At 69.6% G+C, this 19201-nt stretch carries 19 protein-coding genes and 3 pseudogenes; 14 read left to right on the top strand and 8 right to left on the bottom strand.

Going from position 1 to position 19201, the window contains the following annotated elements; all coding sequences use genetic code 11:
* Window positions 1–74: 74 nt before the first annotated feature.
* Window positions 75–1559, top strand: a complete 1485-nt coding sequence (locus tag GPZ80_RS33680; protein WP_187220294.1) for a PstS family phosphate ABC transporter substrate-binding protein — start codon at window positions 75–77, stop codon at window positions 1557–1559.
* A gap of 27 nt (window positions 1560–1586) precedes the next feature.
* On the opposite strand, the gene GPZ80_RS11465 is transcribed toward GPZ80_RS33680, so the two are convergent.
* Together GPZ80_RS11465 and GPZ80_RS11470 are read right to left on the bottom strand one after the other, a co-directional pair.
* The gene (locus GPZ80_RS11465; protein ID WP_222719145.1) at window positions 1587–2816 is read right to left on the bottom strand and encodes a lipase family protein; all 1230 of its coding nucleotides are present in this window, start codon (window positions 2814–2816) and stop codon (window positions 1587–1589) included.
* Window positions 2817–2966: 150 nt separating this feature from the next.
* The gene (locus GPZ80_RS11470; protein ID WP_312880259.1) at window positions 2967–4211 is read right to left on the bottom strand and encodes a lipase family protein; all 1245 of its coding nucleotides are present in this window, start codon (window positions 4209–4211) and stop codon (window positions 2967–2969) included.
* A gap of 14 nt (window positions 4212–4225) precedes the next feature.
* On the opposite strand from GPZ80_RS11470, the gene GPZ80_RS11475 reads away from it, so the two are divergent.
* Both GPZ80_RS11475 and GPZ80_RS32635 read left to right on the top strand, forming a co-directional pair.
* Entirely contained in the window at window positions 4226–4717 is a 492-nt protein-coding gene (locus GPZ80_RS11475) for a DUF3558 family protein (RefSeq protein ID WP_187220295.1), read from the top strand.
* A 117-nt stretch (window positions 4718–4834) separates the two neighbouring features.
* Window positions 4835–5011, top strand: a pseudogene (locus GPZ80_RS32635) (helix-turn-helix domain-containing protein); the annotation flags it as partial.
* A gap of 11 nt (window positions 5012–5022) precedes the next feature.
* On the opposite strand, the gene GPZ80_RS32640 reads toward GPZ80_RS32635, so the two are convergent.
* Both GPZ80_RS32640 and GPZ80_RS32645 read right to left on the bottom strand, forming a co-directional pair.
* Window positions 5023–5214 (bottom strand): hypothetical protein, encoded by a 192-nt coding sequence (locus GPZ80_RS32640; protein WP_246477033.1) that lies wholly within the window; start codon window positions 5212–5214, stop codon window positions 5023–5025.
* A 31-nt stretch (window positions 5215–5245) separates the two neighbouring features.
* Window positions 5246–5443, bottom strand: coding sequence for a hypothetical protein (locus GPZ80_RS32645; protein ID WP_246477034.1), 198 nt, complete (start codon window positions 5441–5443; stop codon window positions 5246–5248).
* A gap of 37 nt (window positions 5444–5480) precedes the next feature.
* Here GPZ80_RS32645 and GPZ80_RS33685 point away from each other — a divergent pair.
* The 7 genes and pseudogenes from GPZ80_RS33685 to tesB form a co-directional block, all read left to right on the top strand.
* Window positions 5481–5609 (top strand): annotated as a pseudogene (locus GPZ80_RS33685) (RNA-guided endonuclease TnpB family protein); the annotation flags it as partial.
* Window positions 5610–5731: 122 nt separating this feature from the next.
* Window positions 5732–6175 carry an RNA-guided endonuclease InsQ/TnpB family protein gene (locus GPZ80_RS32655; RefSeq protein ID WP_312880260.1) on the top strand — a complete coding sequence of 148 codons (444 nt, stop codon included), beginning with the start codon at window positions 5732–5734 and terminating at the stop codon, window positions 6173–6175.
* Window positions 6100–6516, top strand: a pseudogene (locus tag GPZ80_RS11485) (trypsin-like serine peptidase); the annotation flags it as partial. The gene GPZ80_RS32655 and the pseudogene GPZ80_RS11485, both read left to right, overlap by 76 nt.
* Before the next feature lie 67 nt (window positions 6517–6583).
* Window positions 6584–7354, top strand: a complete 771-nt coding sequence (locus tag GPZ80_RS11490) for an aminotransferase class IV (protein WP_187220296.1) — start codon at window positions 6584–6586, stop codon at window positions 7352–7354.
* Window positions 7351–8010, top strand: coding sequence for a DUF2461 domain-containing protein (locus GPZ80_RS11495; RefSeq protein WP_187220297.1), 660 nt, complete (start codon window positions 7351–7353; stop codon window positions 8008–8010). Before GPZ80_RS11490 ends, GPZ80_RS11495 begins: the two co-directional genes overlap by 4 nt.
* A gap of 89 nt (window positions 8011–8099) precedes the next feature.
* A complete protein-coding gene (pyk, locus tag GPZ80_RS11500) occupies window positions 8100–9530 on the top strand; it encodes a pyruvate kinase (RefSeq protein WP_091374645.1) in 1431 nt (476 codons plus the stop codon).
* Window positions 9531–9651: 121 nt separating this feature from the next.
* Entirely contained in the window at window positions 9652–10578 is a 927-nt protein-coding gene (tesB, locus tag GPZ80_RS11505; RefSeq protein ID WP_187220298.1) for an acyl-CoA thioesterase II, read from the top strand.
* A gap of 55 nt (window positions 10579–10633) precedes the next feature.
* Here the strand turns inward: tesB and GPZ80_RS11510 are convergent, their stop codons facing one another.
* On the bottom strand, window positions 10634–10909 hold the full coding sequence (locus tag GPZ80_RS11510; RefSeq protein ID WP_133794597.1) for a hypothetical protein: 276 nt from the start codon (window positions 10907–10909) through the stop codon (window positions 10634–10636).
* A 295-nt stretch (window positions 10910–11204) separates the two neighbouring features.
* Between GPZ80_RS11510 and GPZ80_RS11515 the strand changes: the two genes are divergently transcribed.
* From GPZ80_RS11515 to GPZ80_RS11530, 4 genes are all read left to right on the top strand, one after another.
* Entirely contained in the window at window positions 11205–12086 is an 882-nt protein-coding gene (locus tag GPZ80_RS11515; protein WP_187220299.1) for a helix-turn-helix domain-containing protein, read from the top strand.
* On the top strand, window positions 12083–12289 hold the full coding sequence (locus GPZ80_RS11520; RefSeq protein WP_187220300.1) for a DUF397 domain-containing protein: 207 nt from the start codon (window positions 12083–12085) through the stop codon (window positions 12287–12289). The genes GPZ80_RS11515 and GPZ80_RS11520 overlap by 4 nt, the downstream gene beginning before the upstream one ends.
* Window positions 12290–12440: 151 nt before the next feature.
* On the top strand, window positions 12441–12608 hold the full coding sequence (locus GPZ80_RS11525; protein ID WP_187220301.1) for a hypothetical protein: 168 nt from the start codon (window positions 12441–12443) through the stop codon (window positions 12606–12608).
* Between the two features lie 25 nt (window positions 12609–12633).
* Window positions 12634–15627, top strand: a complete 2994-nt coding sequence (locus GPZ80_RS11530) for a helix-turn-helix transcriptional regulator (RefSeq protein ID WP_187220302.1) — start codon at window positions 12634–12636, stop codon at window positions 15625–15627.
* 106 nt (window positions 15628–15733) lie between these two features.
* On the opposite strand, the gene GPZ80_RS11535 is transcribed toward GPZ80_RS11530, so the two are convergent.
* The 3 genes from GPZ80_RS11535 to GPZ80_RS11545 are packed head-to-tail and all read right to left on the bottom strand — an operon-like array spanning window position 15734 to window position 19066.
* Complete coding sequence (locus tag GPZ80_RS11535) at window positions 15734–16336, bottom strand: hypothetical protein (protein WP_187220303.1); 603 nt, start codon at window positions 16334–16336, stop codon at window positions 15734–15736.
* Window positions 16337–16351: 15 nt separating this feature from the next.
* Window positions 16352–17935: a succinic semialdehyde dehydrogenase gene (locus tag GPZ80_RS11540; protein ID WP_187220304.1), complete on the bottom strand. Its 1584-nt coding sequence runs from the start codon at window positions 17933–17935 to the stop codon at window positions 16352–16354.
* Window positions 17936–17968: 33 nt separating this feature from the next.
* Window positions 17969–19066 carry a GNAT family N-acetyltransferase gene (locus GPZ80_RS11545; RefSeq protein ID WP_187220305.1) on the bottom strand — a complete coding sequence of 366 codons (1098 nt, stop codon included), beginning with the start codon at window positions 19064–19066 and terminating at the stop codon, window positions 17969–17971.
* Window positions 19067–19201: the final 135 nt, after the last annotated feature.

Genomic DNA, 19201 nt, shown 5'->3' on the forward strand with positions numbered 1-19201 from the left:
CGGGTTAAGCCGATCTTCGCGGCAGGCTGTGCTTTCTACGGTGTGCCAAGGAGGTGGCGCCTGCGATGTCCTGGGTGTCGAACAATCTGGAAGCGACGGTCGGGCTCGCGGGACTCGCGGCCTCGGTGGTCGGCTATCTTGCCGCGTTGTGGCTCAAGCGAAAGCGCATCAGCTACCGGGTCCATTTGGACACTCCGGTCGGGGTGACGCCCGCGCACGGCGGCGCGATCGAAGTCGAGTGGCGCTACCAGGGCGAGGTCGTCAAGGACCCGAGCTTCGCGCTGGTGCGCATCATGAACACCGGCAGCCTGGAGATCCGCGAGGACGACTTCCGTGAACCGCTGACACTGGAGTTCGGCGGCAGGCGGGTGGTCGACGCAAAGGTGATCGAGGCCGACGACACTCTCATGCGGATCGTCGCGCGGGACAAGTCGTGGCCGCCGGTGGGCGACGCGGAACTGGTGCTGCCCAAGGTCCCGCTCAACCGCAAGAACCGGATCAAGGTGCTGGTCCTGCTGACCGGCAAGCCGGAGCCGAAGTCCGCCGTCGCGTGTGTCGGCTTCCTCAGCGGCGGCAAGATCGTCCGCGACACGACGACCGGGAACGGCCCCAGCAAACGGAGTGTCGTGCTGAGCGGCATCGCCATGCTGCTCGTCGGGGCGTCCCTGGCGCTGCTGATCAGCAGCCCGTGGAGCCCTCGCCCGACAACGTGCGCGGCGGGCGAGGTCAAGCTCACCGGCTCGAGCGCGTTCGACCCGGTGGCCAAGGACATCGTGGACGCCTACCTGAAGCAGTGCGATTCGGCGGCCGTCACGGTGCAGGGTCGCGGCAGCCTCGACGGGCTGCGCGAACTCGACAACCTCGCCCGCAACGACCCGGCCCAGCGCGAGGCCCGGATCGTGATGTCCGACGGCCCGGCGTCGCGCAACTACCACAACCTGACCCCGCACCCGGTCGGCGTGGTGGCGTTCTCCGTCGTGGTCAACAAGGCCACCGGTCGGCACGCGCTCACCGGCGACCAGGTCAAGGCGATCTTCAGTGGCGCGGTGACGAACTGGAACCAGGTCGGCGGCCCGGACCTGCCGATCAGTGTCGTCAGCCGCGGCGGGGGATCGGGCACTCGGCTGGCGTTCGAGGAGAAGGTCTTAGGCAGGCCGGAACCCGGCTTGTCGTCCAACGACTGTGTCCGCCGCGACCGCGACCCGGACGCGAAGGTCACCCGCTGCGAATACGACTCGACGTCCGCGCAGCTCGACGAGGTCGACCGACTGCCCGGCGCCATCGGCTACGCCGAGGTCACCGCGACGACGAAGTACGCCAACCTCAACCGCGTCAAACTCGACGACCGCGACCCGGACCTCGACTCGGTGATCAAGCGCGGCTACCCGTTCTGGGCCGTCGAGTACCTCTACACCTACGGCCCGCCGCAGAACGGCAAGCTGGTGGACTCGCTGCTGGAGTACATGAACTCCGACGCGGCGAAGAACATCCTCCGCCGCGCCGGATACGTCCCTTGCGTCGACGGCCCACAGGACCTCATGGGCACGCTGTGTCGATAAGACGTGTCGATGCTGTGTTGATCCCCACTAGAGGAACGGCACCGCCCAGCAGTTGGACAGCGCGGGCAGTCCGGCGAAGCGGGCTTCCAGCCAGGCGAACGCGCCCGGGTAGCTCGCGACCGCGCCGCCGACGTGGGTCGGCCCCAGGTTCGGGGCGAGCCGGACGTTGGCGTCCTTGTCGCACCAGGTCGACGCCAGGGTCTTGCCCACGCTGTACGGGATGACGTCGTCGAGTGCGCTGTGCGAGATCAGCACCGGGACGGTGGGCTTGATCCGGCCGATCCGCTGCTCGTCGATCACGGTCTTGAACAGCGGGTTGTTCGCCAGCAGTTCGGTGATCGGCTTGCCGTCGGCGGTCAGCGTGGCCGACTTCTTGAACGCCGCCGCGGGCAGCGCCTCCAGGGTGCACTTGCCCACGACGTCGGCGAAGACCTGCTTTCCGGTCGCGTTGAGGTACGGGGCCATGTCGATGCCGTAGCCCGCGGCCAGGCCGTAGGTCGCGTAGCCGAGGAACGCCATGTACAGGCTGCCGTCGAGGGTGCGGGCGACCGCGGACAGGTCGGCGGGCACCGCGCCCATGGACACGCCCTTGAGCTTCAGCTCCGGCGCGTAGGTCGGCGCCAACTCGGCCGCCGCCGCCGCCGCGCCGCCACCCTGGGAGTACCCGTGCACGGCGACCGGCCCGTTCGCCGGGACACCGGCCGCGGGCAGCCGCTGGGCCGCGCGGATCGAGTCGAGGACGGCGTGGCCCTGCACGACCCGGTTCATGTAAGTGTGCGCGCCGTCGGTGCCGAGGCCCTGGTAGTCGGTGAGCGCGACGGCGTAGCCGCGGGTGATCATGCCCAGCACGAACGGGCCCTCGTACTCGGTGCCCACGGTCAGCTGCCGCGACGGCGCGCAGTGGTCGGCAAGGCCTTGGGTGCCGGGGGCGTACCCGACGATCGGCCGCTCGCCGACGCCGAACCACGCGGACTTCGGGGTGATCACCGTGCCGCTGACCGCGATCGGCTTGCCGGTGCGGTCGGTGGACCGGTACAGGATCCGCCGCACGTTGGCGTCGATCTTGATCAGGTTGATCGGGTCCAGGTAGAAGATCGAGGGCTCGCTGCGGATGATGTCGCCGTTGTTGGCGGGCAGGGCCGTCGGGGTCTCGTAGAACGGCTGGGCGCTCGCGCTCGGGATGGCCAACAGCCCGGTGGCGGCCACGCCCACGGCGACGGCCAAGACCCCTAAGCGGCGGGAGAGTCGAAACGTCACAGTTATCTCCTGGAAACGGCAGGGATGGTTACCGATGAGTAACCCGTTGCCTGACTGTGAGCTGGGTCCCAGGAGGTGTCAACGTTCTTTGTTCGCGCGAACTGTTCGCGCTGTTCGCCACGCTAAGGAAGCGGGGTCGGCTGAGATCGTCTACGGCAGGAGGGCGTTCCAGCAGTTCGACAGTGCCGGAACCCGCGCGAAGCGGGATTCGAGCCAGAGATAGATCTCCGGCTGGTCCGCCACCGCGCCCCCGACATGCGTCGGACCGAGGTTCGGCGAGAACCGGACGTTCGCCCCCAGGTCGCACCAGTCGGCGGCGAGCTTCCTGCCCACCTTGAACGGGATCACGTCGTCGAGCCGACTGTGGTTGACCAGCAGCGGCACACTCGGCTTCAGCCTGCCGATGATCTGCTCATCGGCGACCTTCTGCAGGTCCGGGCGCTCCGCCAGGTGGTCGGTGAACGGCCTGCCGTCGACGGTCAGGTCGGCCGACCGGGTGAGGGCGTACCTGGCGACCGCCTCGATTGTGCAGTACTTCTCCACCTCGCCCAGCACCTGCTTGCCGCGCTCGTTGAGCATCGTTGTCAGGTCGAGGTCGTACCCGGCCGCGAGCCCGGCCAGGGCGTAGCCGAGGAACGCGACGTAGAGGCCGCCGTCGATGTTGACCCCGACCTTGACCAGGTCGGCGGGCACCGCGCCCGCCACCGCACCCCGCACGTCCAGCTCGGGGGCGTAGGCCGGGTGCAGCTCAGCCGCCGCCGCCGAGGCGCCCCCGCCCTGGGAGTAGCCGCTGACCGCGACCGGACCGCTGTCCGGAAGGCCCGCCTCGGGCAACCGCTGGGCCGCCCGGATCGAGTCGAGGACGGCGGTGCCCTGCACGACCCGGTTCATGTACGTGTGCACACCTGGGGTGCCGAGACCCTGGTAGTCGGTCATCGCGATGCCGTACCCGCGCAGCACGAGTCCCGCGAGGAACAGGCCCTCGTACTCGGTGCCCATCGCCGCCTGGCGGGTCGGCGCGCAGTGGTCGCCGAGGCCCTGGGTGCCGGGGGCGTAGCCGATGATCGGCCGCTCGCCCGCGCCGAGCCACGGGGTCCTCGGGGTGATGACCATGCCGGTCACCGCGATCGGCGTGCCGACCCGGTCGGTGCTGCGGTACATGATCCGGTGCACGTCGGCCTCGATCCGTGTCAGCCTGACCGGTTCGAGGTAGAAGGTCATCGGCTCCGCGCGGACGATGTCGCCGTTGTTCGGCGGAAGGGTCGCCGGTACGTCGTAGAACGACGGCGGGTCCTCCTGCGCCTGGGTCGCCGGTGCGACGAGCACGCCGCCTGCCACGAGGGCGCCGAACGCGAGCGCGAGAGCGCCCCATCGGCGGGTCGGTCGAAGGGCCACGGGAGGATCGTGGCGTGAAATCAACGCTCACGCTCCTCGGAGCGGCGATGTTCCTTCTGTCGGGTTGCGCCGCTCCCGCTCCCGACCCGGTGCCGGTGTCCACTGCGGCCACCACAGTCACCACGACCACCACGGCGGCCGCCCCCGCGCGCGACATCTCGGGTGTCGACCCGTGTGCGCTGCTCACCGCCGACGACGTCCGCCCGATCCTCGCGAACACCCCGCCAGATCCCCGCCGCGAGGGCGCGGCGTGCGCCTGGGGCGACGGGGAGTTCCGCGGCGTGTGGCTGTCGCTGACGAAGGCCGCGCCGGTCGAGGGCAAGCGCGCCATCGACGTCGGCTCCCGCAAGGGGATCGTGGCCGAGGAGCTGGAGTACACCTGTGACGTCCGCGTCGACATCGACGGTGTCGCGATCGACTTGCGGGCGGTCGCGTCGGACAAGACCGAGTGGTGTCCGGAAGCCGCGACCGCCCTCGCGGCGGCCGTGGCCAAGCTCGGCTGGTAGATCGAAGTTCACCCGGAAGCCAGATCTGTGGCGGCAGGAATCTGTGTAGCTTTCAGGGCCGTCAAGGCCCGGGTAGTGCCTTGAACCGGGCGGTTCTGTTGCTCGATGTACTGCTGGATGCTTGGCGGGGCGCGCCGCCGGCGGAGCCTGCGAAGTAGGAACCATCTCGGTCTCGAAGTCGGCGCACCTTGCCCGCATGATCTTCTCCATACGGGCAAGGTGCCGGTCGCCGAAACCTTGTGCCGAAACTTGGCCCGGGCATTCGGGTGCGCGCGGGTGGTGTTCAACGACGGGCCGCGTCTGCGTCAGCAGGCCCGCGAGGCGGGCGAGAAGTACATCTCCGACGGGGAGTTGTCCCGCCGCCTGATCACCCAGGCGAAGGCGACACCGCAACGGGTATGGCTGGGCGAGGTGTCGTCGGTCGTGCTGCAGCAGGCCCTGGCGGATTTGAACACCGCGTACCGCGACTTCTTCAACTCGATCTCGGGCAAGCGCAAGGGCCGCGCCCTCGCCCCGCCCCGGTTCCGGTCACGCAAGGACAACCGGCAGGCCATCCGGTTCACCAAGAACGCCCGGCTTCAAGGTCCTCGACAACCGCAGGCCGCGGCTGCCGAAGATCGGCGACCTGGACGTGCGTTGGTCGCGGGTGCTGCCCTCGGCCCCCTCGTCGGTGACGATCGTCAAGGATGCGGCCGGTCGGTATTTCGCATCGTTCGTGGTCACCACCGGGCAGGAGGAGACGCTTCCGACGGTCGAGTCCGAGGTGGGTATCGACCTGGGGCTGACGCACTTCGCCGTGCTGTCCGACGGGACGAAAGTCGCGGCACCGAAGTTCCTGCGCCCCGCGGCCCGCAAGCTCAAGCGGTTGCAGCAGGACCTGGCCCGCAAGCAGCGCGGCGGCAACAACCGTAGGAAGGCGGTCGTGAAGGTAGCCCGGGCGCACGCCCGGGTGCCGACACCCGGCGAGACTGGCAGCACAAACTGTCCACAGCGATCATCCGTGACAACCAAGCGGTGTACGTCGAGGACCTGTGCGTCGTCGGTCTCGGTAGGACCCGGCTCGCCAAGAGCGTCCACGACGCCGGGTCGGCCTGCTTCACCGCCATGTTGGAGTACAAGGCCGCCCGGTACGGGCGCACCTTCGCCCGGGTGGACCGGTTCTTCCCGTCCACCCGGATGTGCTCGGACCGCGGACGCGTCAACGACAGGATGGCCCTGAACGTCCGAACGTGGGACTGCCCGTGTGGCAGCACCCACGACCGGGACGTCAACGCCGCGATCAATGTGTTGGCCGCCGGGCAGGCGGACAACGGAAAACGACCGTGGAGCGCACGTAAGACCAGCACTCGTGCCGGCAGCGCGCGGAGAAGCGGTAACCCACGCAGTGGAACGCCAGTGAGGACATCAACTACGACGTCGGCGCCGCCGTCGTCAACCCGCTCAACGGCCAAAGCCTGACCGATGTCGTTGGGGCGCAGTGGATCGCGTTCAACCAGCCCAAGTCGCAGAACATGTACGCCTTCGGCTACCCGGCCGCGTCGCCCTACGACGGCAGCAAGCTGATCTACTGTTCGGGTGGGACGTTCTCGGCGTTGCTGAGCAACGGGATCGGCATGACCTGCAACATGACCGGCGGGTCCAGTGGAGGTCCGTGGTTCAAGTCGTTCGTCGAGGGAACCGGCGTCGGCGTGCAGAACTCGGTCAACAGCTACAAGATCAATTTCTTTCCGAACTGGATGTTCGGCCCGTATTTCGGGGCCGACGCGCAGAACGGCTACAACACCGCGCGGGCGAGCTGACGCGACACGGTCCCGCGGGGTGGTCCGCGGGACCGTGTTCCTTGCCGGGCATGCGAGACTGCAGGCGATGAGCGCGCAAGATGATCTCCAGTCGATGGCCCTGGTGAACTACGGACACTTCACCTCGATGCGGGTCGACCGCGGCCGGGTCCGAGGCCTGGCCCGGCACCTCGAAAGACTCGACCGCGACGCCCGCGTGGTGTTCGGGCTCGGGATCGCCGAGGACCTGGTCCGCGCCGAGATCCGGCGCGCGATCGAGGGGCGCGCGCAGCCGGTTTACGCGCGTGCCAATGTCTTCGCTCCCAAGTTCGACCCGCGGGTGCCCGAAGCCGAGGTGGAGCCCGACGTCGTGGTGACCATCGGCGAACTGCCGCCCGACGACGTCGCGCCGCTGCGCCTGCGCACCGCCGGCTACCAGCGCGACCTGCCGCAGGTCAAGCACGTCGGCACGTTCGGCCTGTTCTACCAGCGCCGCATCGCCCGCAAAGCGGGCTTCGACGACGCGCTGTTCGTCAACTCCGACGGCGAGGTGTCCGAGGGCTCCACCTGGAACGTCTGCTTCCTCGACGGCGACAAGGTCGTCTGGCCGAGCGCGCCGGTGCTGCCCGGCATCGCGATGGGCCTGATCCAGAGCGGGATGACCCGCAGCGGGCTGGACTACGAGGTGCGGCCGGTCGCGATGGCGGAGCTGTCCGGTTTCCGCGCCGCGTTCGCCACCAACGCGCTGAGCCCCGTCCGGTCGATCTCGGTGATCGACGACGTCGAGTACGAGGTCGACGAGAAGGCCGCGGCCCGGCTGCTCCGCGCGCACGACCTGACCCCCGAGGAACGGGTGTGAGGTTCGAGGGGTTCGGCGAGTACGCGGTCGACTTCTTCGACGGCCTGGTCGCCGACAACTCCAAGACCTACTGGGACGCCAACAAGGCGACCTACGAGTCCGACGTGCGTGTGCCGATGCGGACGCTGCTCACCGAGTTGGAGAAGGAGTTCGGCGGCGAGTTCGGCGCGCCGAAGGTGTTCCGGCCGTTCCGCGACGTGCGCTTCGCGAAGGACAAGACGCCGTACAAGACCAACTGCGGCGGGGTGATCGAGGCAGGCCGGGGCGGCGGCGCGTACTACGTCGAGGTCAGCCCGGCTGGTCTGCGCACCGGCGGCGGCTGCTTCCACCTGGAGTCCGACCAGCTCGCCCGGTACCGTGCGGCGGTCGCCGAGGAGATCCACGGCGAGCGGCTGCGCGCCATCCTGGCCACGCTGAGGCGCACGGGCTGGGAGATCAAGGGCGACCAGCTCAAGTCCGCTCCGCGCGGGTACGACAAGGACCACGAGCGGATCGACCTGCTGCGCTACCGCTCGGTCTACGCCGTGCGCGTGTGGGAGCCGGACGACGTCCTGCACGAGCGCGCGTGCTTCGACCGCGTGCGCAAGGCCTGGCGTCAGCTGCGCCCATTCAACGAATGGGCCCGCGACCATGTTGGCGTCGCGGTGACCGGTTGATCACCGCAGGCTGAACAATCTGAATCGAAACTTAACTTACTGGCCGGTACATCATGATCGGTCAAGCTCGGCGGTCTAAGCTGCCTCTCGTGAGCCGACGCGCGAAGATCGTTTGTACGATGGGACCTGCCACCGCCACTCCGGAGAAGCTCCGTGAGCTCGTGGCAGCGGGCATGGACGTGGCCCGGATGAATTTCAGCCACGGCAGCCACAGTGACCACAAAGAGGTCTACGACCTCGTGCGCGCCGCATCCGACGAGGCAGGCCGCGCGGTCGGCGTGCTGGCCGACCTGCAGGGCCCGAAGATCCGCCTCGGCACCTTCGCGGGCGGTCCCGTCCAGTGGAACACCGGCGACGTCGTGCGGATCACCGTCGAGGACGTGGCGGGCACCCACGACCGCGTCTCCACCACCTACAAGGGCCTCGCCAACGACGCCAAGCCCGGCGACCGCCTGCTCGTCGACGACGGCAAGGTCGGCCTGACCGTGCTCGAGGTCGACGGCCAGGACGTGGTCTGCGAGGTCACCGAGGGCGGCCCGGTCAGCAACAACAAGGGCTTGTCCCTGCCCGGCATGGACGTCTCGGTCCCGGCCATGTCCGAAAAGGACATCGAGGACCTGGAGTTCGCCCTGCACCTGGGCGTCGACTTCATCGCGCTGTCCTTCGTCCGCTCGCCCGCGGACATCGACCTGGTCCACCAGGTGATGGACCGGGTCGGCAAGCGCAGGCTCCCGGTGATCGCCAAGCTGGAGAAGCCCGAGGCGGTCGACAACCTCGAGGCCGTGGTGCTGGCCTTCGACGGCATCATGGTCGCCCGCGGCGACTTGGGCGTCGAACTGCCGCTGGAGTATGTCCCCATCGTGCAGAAGCGCGCGGTGCAGATCGCCCGCGAGAACGCCAAGCCGGTCATCGTCGCCACCCAGATGCTCGACTCGATGATCAACAACTCCCGCCCCACCCGCGCGGAGGCCTCGGACGTCGCCAACGCGGTCCTGGACGGCGCCGACGCCCTGATGCTGTCCGGCGAGACCAGCGTCGGCCGCTACGCCGTCGAGTCCGTGCAGACGATGGTCCGAATCATCGAAGCAGTCGAGACCGAGACCACCCCGGACGCCGTTCCGCCCCTGACCCACGTCCCTCGCACCAAGCGCGGCGTGATCTCGTACGCGGCCCGCGACATCGGCGAACGCCTCAACGCCAAGGCCCTGGTCGCCTTCACGCAGTCCGGCGACACCGTCAAGCGGCTCGCGCGACTGCACACGAAGCTGCCGCTGCTTGCCTTCACCCCGGAACCCCACGTCCGCAGCCAGCTGGCGCTGACCTGGGGCACGGAAACGTTCCTGGTGCCCCAGGTGGACTCCACCGACCAGATGGTCCGACAGGTGGACCTTTCGATGCTGGCCATGGGCCGCTACCAGCCCGGAGACCTGGTCGTCATCGTCGCGGGCTCCCCGCCCGGAACCGTCGGCTCCACCAACCTCATCCGCGTCCACCGCCTAGGCGAAGAAGACCACGCCTGACCCCGCGAGTCCAACGTTCAGGACAACGAGTCCAACGTTCAGAACATCACGCGCCGGTTTCGTGATCCCCGAACGTTGATCTCGGTGTTCTGAACGTTGAACTCGCGGGTAGGGTCGAGCGATGACTGAGGTTGCGCGGGCGGCGGCTGAGGCGTTGGACCAGGAGCCGTTGACGGCTGACGGTGTCCCTCGTGGACAGGCTGTTCTCGACCGGCTTGTCGCTCTGCTCGATCTGGAGAAGATCGAGGAGAACATCTTCCGTGGGGTCAGTCCGAGCCACTCGCCGGTGCGGGTGTTCGGTGGGCAGGTCGCCGGTCAGGCGCTGGTCGCCGCCGGGCGGACGGTGCCGCCGGAGCGTGGGGTGCACTCGCTGCACGCCTACTTCATCCGCGGCGGCGACCCGAGTGTGCCGATCGTCTACGAGGTCGACCGAATCCGCGACGGGCGCTCTTTCACGACCCGACGGGTGGTCGCCGTGCAGCACGGCAAGGCGATCTTCGCGTTGTCGGCTTCGTTTCAGAAGGTGGAACAAGGGGTCGAGCACGCCGAGAAGATGCCGGAAGTGCCCGCGCCGGACGGGCTGCCCACGCACGGCGAGCTGATGACGCCAGAGCTGAAGGCCAAGTTCGGCAGGATCGCCGACCGGCCCCGGCCGATCGACATCCGCTACGTCTCCGAACCGCCGTGGCTTTCCCGGGAGTCCGGTCCGCGGGAGGCGAGCAACCAGGTGTGGATGCGGGCCGACGGCACGCTCCCCGACGACCCGCTGCTGCAGGTCTGCGTGCTCGCCTACGCCTCCGACATGACACTGCTCGACGCGATCCTCGCCCGGCACGGCGTCTACTGGGGCACCGACAACGTGATGGGCGCCAGCCTCGACCACGCCATGTGGTTCCACCGGCCGTTCCGGGCCGACGAATGGGTCCTCTACGACTGCGTTTCCCCGAGCGCCTCGGGTGGACGCGGTCTCGCGACGGGCCGGTTCTTCACGCAGTCCGGCGAACTCATCGCGACCGTCGTCCAAGAGGGACTGATCCGGATCGGCTGACCGCGCGCCTGAGCGGCACTGCTCAATCGCTCGGCCACCAGCGGCGGTAGAGCCTCTAGCGGTAGAGCGGGGTTTCGCTCTCTTCGGTCATCAGCAGGCACAGGTGCGCGGTGAGGTACGCGCGGCACGGTGATGGCGCCTTGGTGAACAGCCGGGTGCGGCAGGTCGGGCAGCGGCCCTGCGCGTCCGGGTGGTGCTCGTCCAGCAGCGCCTGCAGCGCGGAGACGATGCGGGGGAGTTCGCCGCGGGCCAGTTCGGCGGCGGCGTGCTCACCGCTCTCCGTCGCCCGGGTGCTGAGCGTGGACAGATAGTCCTGTAACGACGATTCCATGTGCCCGAAGATCGACTCGTTCACCCGGGTCCTTCCAATCGGCGGCGCGGATGACCGCAAGACAGTTCTTCCCTAGAGAGACTGCGTGGTCGTGGCGGCATTCTGCAAGTTGCAATACACGATCGGGTGACGGGTTTGGCGTGTCCGGTGAGCCGCTCACAGACTGGCCGCAAAACACGGAGGAGAGTCCCTTGTGTCCGACAAGATCAGCATCGAGACTTGCCGTGCGCGGACCCAGTCGCACCCATCAGTGGGCGGGGTCGTTATGCCCGCAGTCGAAACGAGGTGAAACCAGGTGGCGCGAGACCTCAGCCCGACAGTGCGTCGCAGACGGCTCGCGGGTGAGCTGAGGAGATTTCGGGAGGCCGCGAACCTCACGATCGACGAGGTCGGCGACAAGCTCGAATGCTCGGCGTCGAAGATCAGCCGTATCGAGACCGGCCACGTCGGTGTCACCCCGCGCGACGTGCGCGACATGCTGGAGCTCTACGGCATCGAGGAGGACCGGCGCGAAGCCCTCGTCCAACTCGCCAGGGAAGCCCGGCAGAAGGGCTGGTGGCACGCCTACACCGAGGTGTTCACCGGGTCCTTCGTCGGGCTGGAGTCCGAGGCCGCGTTCCTGCACACCCACCAGGCGCTCCTGGTGCCCGGCCTGCTCCAGACCGAGGACTACACCCGCGCCGTCATCCGGGCCATCCGTCCCGACGTCGAGGACGACGAGATCGATAAGCGGGTCAAAGGCAGGCTCGTCAGGCAGCGGCTGCTCACCGACCCGCACCCGCCCGAGTACTGGGCGGTGATCGACGAAGCCGTCCTGCACCGCGTCGTCGGCGGACCCGAGGTGATGCGCGCCCAGCTCCACCGGCTCGTCGAGGCCGCCGCGATGCCGCACGTGACCCTGCAGGTCGTCCCGTTCGCGACCGGCGCACACGCCGGAATGGAAACCCCGTTCCTCATCCTGGGATTTCCCGAACAGTCCGACCCTGATGTCGTCTACGTCGAGAACACCACTTCGGGTGTCTACTTGGAACAGCCGTCGGATGTCCGTCGGTATACGTTGATGTTCGACCATTTGCGCGCGGCGGCGTTGAAGCCCGATGACACCGTCGACCTGGTCCAGCGGACAGCCGATCGGCTGGGTCGTGAATCCGGAAAGAACGAGAGGAGCGGGGCGTGACCGTTTCTGGGCTTGCCCGCGCGGAGTGGCGCAAGAGCAGCCGCAGCGGCGCGGGCAACGACTGTGTCGAGCTCGCCGTCGGCACCAGCGCGACAGCGGTTCGTGACTCCAAGAACGCGGAGCACGGACACCTGGCTTTCGCCGACCTGGAATGGCGGGTGTTCGTCGGCGCCCTGAAGGGCGACGAGTTCGACGCTCGCTGAGTCACGGATCCCTTACCTGCCGCCGTGCGCCCCTGACCGGCGGCGGGTAAGGGGTCCGCCGCTCAGGACTGCGTGATCATCCGATGCCGGGTCCGCCGCCTCAGCGGCACTCTCCTCATCACTGGAGCTCGAAGCGATGAGGAGACAGACAATGTGGACCACCGAGGCCATCAACGCGGAGATCAGCTACCGGCGCGACGGCACGCGCGACCTCACCAGCAGGCTGCACCTGCACGAGGTCCGGCGCACCGGACCGGCCTGGCTGACCCGGCTGCTGCACCGGGGCGCCCCTCGAACAAGCGAGCGTTCGGCCAACTGACCCGGCGCGCCGGGGTTGTGCGACCATGCCAGCCATGCCGCGTCTGGGTTCTGGAATTCCGCTGGTGGCGCGCGGCCGCGAACTCCGCGGTCTGCGCGCCGCCTTCGACGCGGCCGCCTCCGGCCGGGCCGGAGCCGTCCTGCTGGCCGGGGACGCCGGAGTCGGCAAGACGAGACTGACCGAAGAAGTGACCGCCTTCGCCGTCGAGCAGGGCGCGCTGGTGCTGACCGGCCGCTGTCTCGACATCGGTGAGGCGGGCCTGCCCTATCTCCCGATCGCCGAGGCACTCTCGTCGGTGCGCGACCGCGTGCGCGACTGGACCGCGCTGAGCAGGCTGTTTCCCGGGGCCGCGACCCCCACGCCGGATCCCGGCCAGTTCACCTCCGGCATGGGCATGCCGTCGGCGGGTTCGCGCTCCGAGCAGGACATCGGCCAGCTGCAGCTCTTCGACGCGGTGCACGGCGTGCTGGACGACCTGGCCCGCGAGACGCCGGTCGTGGTCATCCTGGAGGACCTGCACTGGGCCGACGCCTCCACCCGCAGCCTGCTGTCCTTCCTGCTGTCCCGCCTGCGCGGCCAGAAACTGTTCATCCTGGGCACTTACCGAAGCGATGACCTGCACCGCCGCCACCCCTTGCGCCCCCTGCTCGCCGAACTGGTTCGGCTGCCGCAGGTCGAGCGCATCCAGCTCACCCCGTTCGGCAACGCCGACTCCCGCCTGTTCGTCGCCGCGCTCGCCGAGGAGCGGCTGAGCGAGCCGGTGCTGCGCGAGGTCGCGGGCCGATCCGAGGGCAACGCCTTCTTCGCCGAGGAACTCCTGGCCGCGACCGCCGAGGGCGGTGGCGGCATCCCGACCACGCTGGTCGACGTCCTGATGTCGCGCGTGGAACGCCTCAGCCCGGCCGCCCAGAGCGCGGTGAGGGCCGCGTCCGTCGGTGGTCGCCGAGTGCCGGACGCCCGGCTGCGCGCGGTCAGCGACCTGGGGGACACCGAACTTGAGGAAGCGCTGCGCGAGGCCGTGCAGCACCACGTGCTCGTGCCCGGCGAAGGCGATGTCTACGCCTTCCGGCACGCGCTGATGCGCGAGACCGTCTACGGCGACCTCCTCCCGGGTGAGCGGGTCCGACTGCACGCCGCGTACGCGCGTGAGCTGTCGAAGGAGTGCGCAACCTGTGGGACCGCGGCCGCCCTCGCCCACCACAGCATGGAGAGCCACGCCCTCGGCCCGGCGCTGGTCGCGTCCGTGCAGGCGGCGGAGGAAGCCGAAGGCCAGGGCGCGCCAGCCGAGGCGCTCGAACACCTGGAACGGGCGCTGAAGTTGTGGGAGGCGGTCCCCGCCGCCGACCGGCCCGACGCCAGCGAACTGACCCTGCTGCGCCGGGCGTCGTGGGTGGCGGGCACGTCGGGGGACCCGGAGCGGGCCATCGCGTTCGCCCGGTCCGCCGTCAAAGCCGCCGACCGCGGTGCCGACCCGGAGCACCAGGCCACGCTGCGCCGCAGGTTGGCGCAGGCGCTCTATGTGCTCGACGGGCGCGAGCAGGAGGCGCTGGAGAACATCGAGAAGGCGTGGGCGCTGGTCACCGACCGGCCGCCCAGCCCCGACCAGGCGTGGGTCCTCGCGGCCTACGCGACCATCCTGCGCGCCCTGCGCCGCCGCGACGAGGCCGAGGGGTACGCGCGTCGGGCCATCGAAGTGGCGGAGGCGGTCGACGCGGGCGGTCCCGCGGCTGAGGGTCTGATCACCCTGGCCATCCTCGCCGAGTCCCGCGGGCTCGCCGGGGAATCCCGCGACATGCTCGTCGAGGCCATGCGGCGTGCGGCCGCCGTCGAGGCGATCACCGTCGAGCTGCGTGCCCGGTTCTTCCTGGCGATCAACTTCTACGAGCACGGTCTGCTGGCCGACGCGATCGCCGCGGTCGACGGCGGTGTCGACCGCGCCCGCGAAACCGGCCTCACCTGGAGCGCCTTCGGCCTGGAGCTGCGGGTCGTGCAGGTCATCATGCGGTACGCGGCGGGGGACTGGGACGGCAGTGAGGCGGCGGCGGAACCACCCGGTCACCGCGTGTCCAGCACGGTGTCCGCGCGGCTGGCCGCCGTCGGCGCGCATGTCGCGGTGGGCCGAGGCCGCTTCGCCGAAGCCGAGCGCCTGGTCAACGAACTGCGCTCCGACTGGCACCGCGACATCCAGATCCCACTGGTGGCAGGCGGTGTCGGCGCCGAACTGGCGACATGGCGGGGCAGGCCCGACCGCGCTGTCGAGTGGGTCCGCGACGCCCTGGAGTGGGTCGCCCAGGCGGGCGGCGCGACCTTGCTCGCCGCGATCCGGATGTCCGCCCTGGGCATCGCCGCCCACGCCGACCTCGCCGCCGCGGCCACCACCCGGCGCGATGTGGAGGCGGCCCAACTCTCGGCGGTCGAAGCCCGCAGACTGGCCGAACTCGCCCGAAACACCGCCCGCGACGGCCGCCCGCTCACCGGGACCCTGGGGCCCGAGGGCCAAGCCTGGCTGGCCCGCGCCGAAGCGGAGCTGAGCCGCGTCGACGGCCCCGGCGACCCGGACCTGTGGCGAGCCGCGGTCGACGCCTTCGACTACGGCGCGGTATACGAGCAGGCGGTATGCCGAAGGCGACTGGCAGAAGCCCTACTGGCCGCCGACCGCCGCGACGAAGCCGCCGTGGAACTCCGCCTGGCAGACACGGTGGCAGCCGACCTCGGCGCCCGCCCATTGCGTGAAGCCGTCCGCAAGGCGGCCCGCCGGGGCAGGGTCTCACTCGACGAGAACGTCGAAACCCGCGACGAGGTCGACCTGTTCACCCCGCGCGAGCGGTCGGTGCTCGGCCTGGTGGCGCTGGGCAGGACGAACCGACAGGTGGGCGACGAACTGTTCATCAGCGAGAAGACCGTGAGTGTCCACTTGAGCCGAATCATGGCCAAACTGGGCGCGAGCAGGCGGGCAGAGGCAGTAGCGGTGGCCTACGAACGCGGCCTGCTCACCGAACAGACGCCCTCGGCAGGCTGACCGGCCACCGCAAACGCAAGGGGCTCAACAGAATGGCCCCCTGGGTGGCCCGGTACGCGACGGCCGATCCGACCGGGCACCCGGCAGCAAAGCAGCCGAGTCGGGCTCAGAACTCCCAGGTCCACCCAGTCCCGTCGACCTCAGCGCTCGTCAGGGTCGCCTTCCCCGACGTGTACTTCGTGTCGAACACGAGCTTCCCGGTCGTCTTCTCGCCTGGCTTGTGATGCCGGGTCAGCAATTCAGCCGCCGGAAAGCAAGCGTTCGCGGCGGGCGTCGAAACGAGCGTGTCCACACCATCGTCGCCCAAGATCTCGAACGAGCCCGCATGCAGATGTCTGAGTTCGTCCGAGTACTTCTCCATCGGCTCCACCGTCATCGTGAACACGACGAAGTGTCCGCGCTCCGGCTCCTTGGCCTCAGGCGCCGTGCATTCCGGGTCGACCTCGACCTTGTCCAGCCGAAACGTGACCAGCCGCGAGCCGTCGTCGGCCACCACGCCCGCGTCCTCGCCGACGCGCTTCGGCAACACCGGCGCGCCGGTCGCGTTGATCTTTGTCGCGCTGGAGGAGGTTTTCGGCTTCCCGGGCTCGGGCTGCTCCTTCTTCGTCTCCGTCAGCTCGGCACCCATCCGCGGCCTGCCGGTGACGGACTCAGAACACCCCGCCACCAGCAGCGCGCCCGCCAAAAACACCGCGAACCTCGACCGCATTCTCCCCCTCGCCGATCAGCGAGGCAGGCGCTTGAGGGCCTTGAGGCCGATCGTCAGTGCCTTCGTCCACGCCTTCGACGGGATCCTCTTCCACCCGCGCAACGGAACCACGCGCTGCGCGGCGATCGTCTGGGCCTCGGTGTATTTGGTGAGGCCTTCCTCGCCGTTGCGCCTCCCCACCCCCGACTCGCCCATGCCGCCCATCGGCGCGTCCAGGCTGCCGAACGCGGCGCCGAAGCCGTCGTTCACGTTGACCGTGCCCGCGTGGATGCGCTTGGCCACCCGCTCACCGGAGCGCCTGCTGCGGGTCCACACGCTGGCGTTGAGGCCGTAGCGGGTGGCGTTGGCCTGGTCGACGGCTTCCTGCTCGTCGCTGTAGCCGTAGATCGACACGACCGGGCCGAAGGTCTCCTCGGCGAACAGGAGCATGCCCTCGCGGACGTCGGTCAGGATCGTGGGCTCGTAGAACAGCGGGCCGAGTTCGGGGCGCGGCTTGCCGCCCGCCAGCACGGCGGCGCCCTTGCCGCGGGCGTCCTCGACGTGGTGGTCGATCGTCTTGAGCTGCTCGGCGGAGGTCAGCGAGCCCAGGTCCGGGCCGTAGGACAGGTCGGCGCCGATCTTGACGGCCTTCGTCTTGGCCACGAACGCCCGGGTGAACGAGTCGCGGATGCTCTCGTGGACGTAGATGCGCTCCACCGACACGCACAGCTGACCCGCGGAGGAGAAGCACGCGGTGACCGCGCCCGCGGCGGTCTTGTCGACGTCGGCGTCGGGCAGCACGATCATCGGGTTCTTGCCGCCGAGCTCCATCGAGTAGCTGGTCAGCAGCGCCGCCGCCTTGGCGGCCAGGCCCTTGCCGGTCTCGGTGGAGCCGGTGAAGCCGAGGTAGTCGGCCTCCTCGATCAGCGCGGTGCCGATCCTGGAGCCGCGGCCGAGGACGATCTGCCAGACGTCCTTGGGCAGCCCGGCCTCCTCGGCGAGTTCCTGCAGCCACAGCGCGGACAGCGCGGTCTGGTTGTCGGGCTTCTGCACGAGGGTGTTGCCCGCGATGAGCGCCGGGATGGCGTCCATGCCGGTGAGGGCGAGCGGGTAGTTCCACGGCGAGATCATCGACACGACACCCTTGGGGTGGCGCACCTGCGTGGTCCGGGTGAACACCGGCAGCGCGCCCGCGCGCCGCCGCGGGGCGAGGAACCTGGCGGCCTTGCGGCCGTAGTAGGACGCCGTCATCGCGGTGACCGCGACCTCGTCGTAGGCGTCGACCCGGGACTTGCCGGTCTCGACCTGCATGATGTCGAGAACCTCGTCCTGCCGCTCGAGCAGCAGGTCGTGCAGGCGCAGGAAGATCCGCGACCGGTCGGCCACCGACATGGCCGCCCAACTCGCCTGGGCCACCCGGGCTCGGGCGAACGCGCGGCGCACGTCGGCGTCGTCGATCTGGGGGAGCGTGATGATGGGCTCGCCGGTGAATGGCGCGGCCATCTGCACGGTGGTCGGGTCGGTCCCGGTGACGGCGCGATCGACCAGTTCGGTCGCACGGACCACCGTGGGCGCGCCGGTTACTCCACCGATGGTCGCTGAGGTCGTGGCCGTGCTCATGGGCGCTCCTTCGCTCGACACTGAGCGCCCATGTTACTTCCGGGTAGCACCTTCCGTCGCAGTGGCAGCGGTCACGTCATTCCCTTGGTGGGCGGCGTCCACCGTGATGGCCACCCGGAGCATGCTGTCCTCGTAGCGCACAGTCACCGGATGCGTGGAGGACCGGGCGGCCCGCTCGAACCCGATCTCCTGCGACAGGCACCAGGCGATCATCTGCCGGTGGCCCTCGGCGCGGGCGATGCCGCCGAGCCGGTCGATCATGGCGGTCCCGACGCCCTGGCGCTGCCAGCCGTCCTCGACCAGCAGCGAGATCTCCGCCTCGGCCGGGTCGTTGGTGCGGATGAGTTGGGCCATCCCGATGACCTCGGTGCCGCACAGCGCCAGCAGCGTCTTGCCGCGCGGCGGCTGCAACAGGCGGTGCAGCCAGCGGCGGGGCAGCGTGCGCAGACCGGAGTGGTACCGGGAGAAGAGGGTCTGCGCGGAGCAGCGGGCGTGCAGGTCGGCGACCGCGTCACCGTCGGCGGGCGTGCCGGGGCGCAGGACGATGCCCGCGCCGTTGTTCGCGATGATCGCGCTCGGGGCGCCCGCGGCGGTCGCGCCCGCGTTCAGCACCTCGCCGAACGCGGCGACCCGGGCCAGTTCCACCTCGGTGAACGGAGCCCAGCCGCGGCGGGCGACCAGCGTCGCGTCCTTGCCCAGGCGCAGGACGGCGACGTGTCCGCTCTGGTCGGATTCGACGTCACCGGCTTCGGCGACGCGCACCGAGTCGGCGCCGAGCATCGTCCGCACGGCCTCGGCGGCCGCGGCCTGGTCACGCAGCGCGGCGCCCGCGGCGCGGAGGGCGGCCGTGGTCCGGTCGACCATCTGCCGCACCTGGGCGCGGGTGATGCCGACGCAGCGGCCGCCTTCGGCCCGGATGTCGTCGATCAGCGACGCGGGCTCGGTTCCCGCCGGGGTGCTCACGACGATCTCGTCGATGACGCCACCGGGCACCGGGAGCACCGAGAGCCCGAGAACGTTGCAGTCCCGCGCGGCGAGGCGGGTGGTGACCCGGGCGAGCGTGCCTGGACGATCGTCCAGGCGGATACGCAGCCGCCAGGTCGTGGGCTGGGTCGCGGTGGTCGTGTCCATGCTTCGAGGATGCAGGGCGAACATTGCCAGTCGGGGGCCTCGATGTTTCGGGCATGTGATGGGTTTGCGCCAGGACCGCTGCCCTGTCGGCCCTCGTGGTCGGGACCTGTCGGTGAGCGAGATCGAACTCTGCCA

Origin of the sequence: Actinokineospora xionganensis, assembly GCF_014323725.1 — a bacterium.
In the GTDB taxonomy this organism is placed as follows: Bacteria; Actinomycetota; Actinomycetes; order Mycobacteriales; family Pseudonocardiaceae; genus Actinokineospora; species Actinokineospora xionganensis.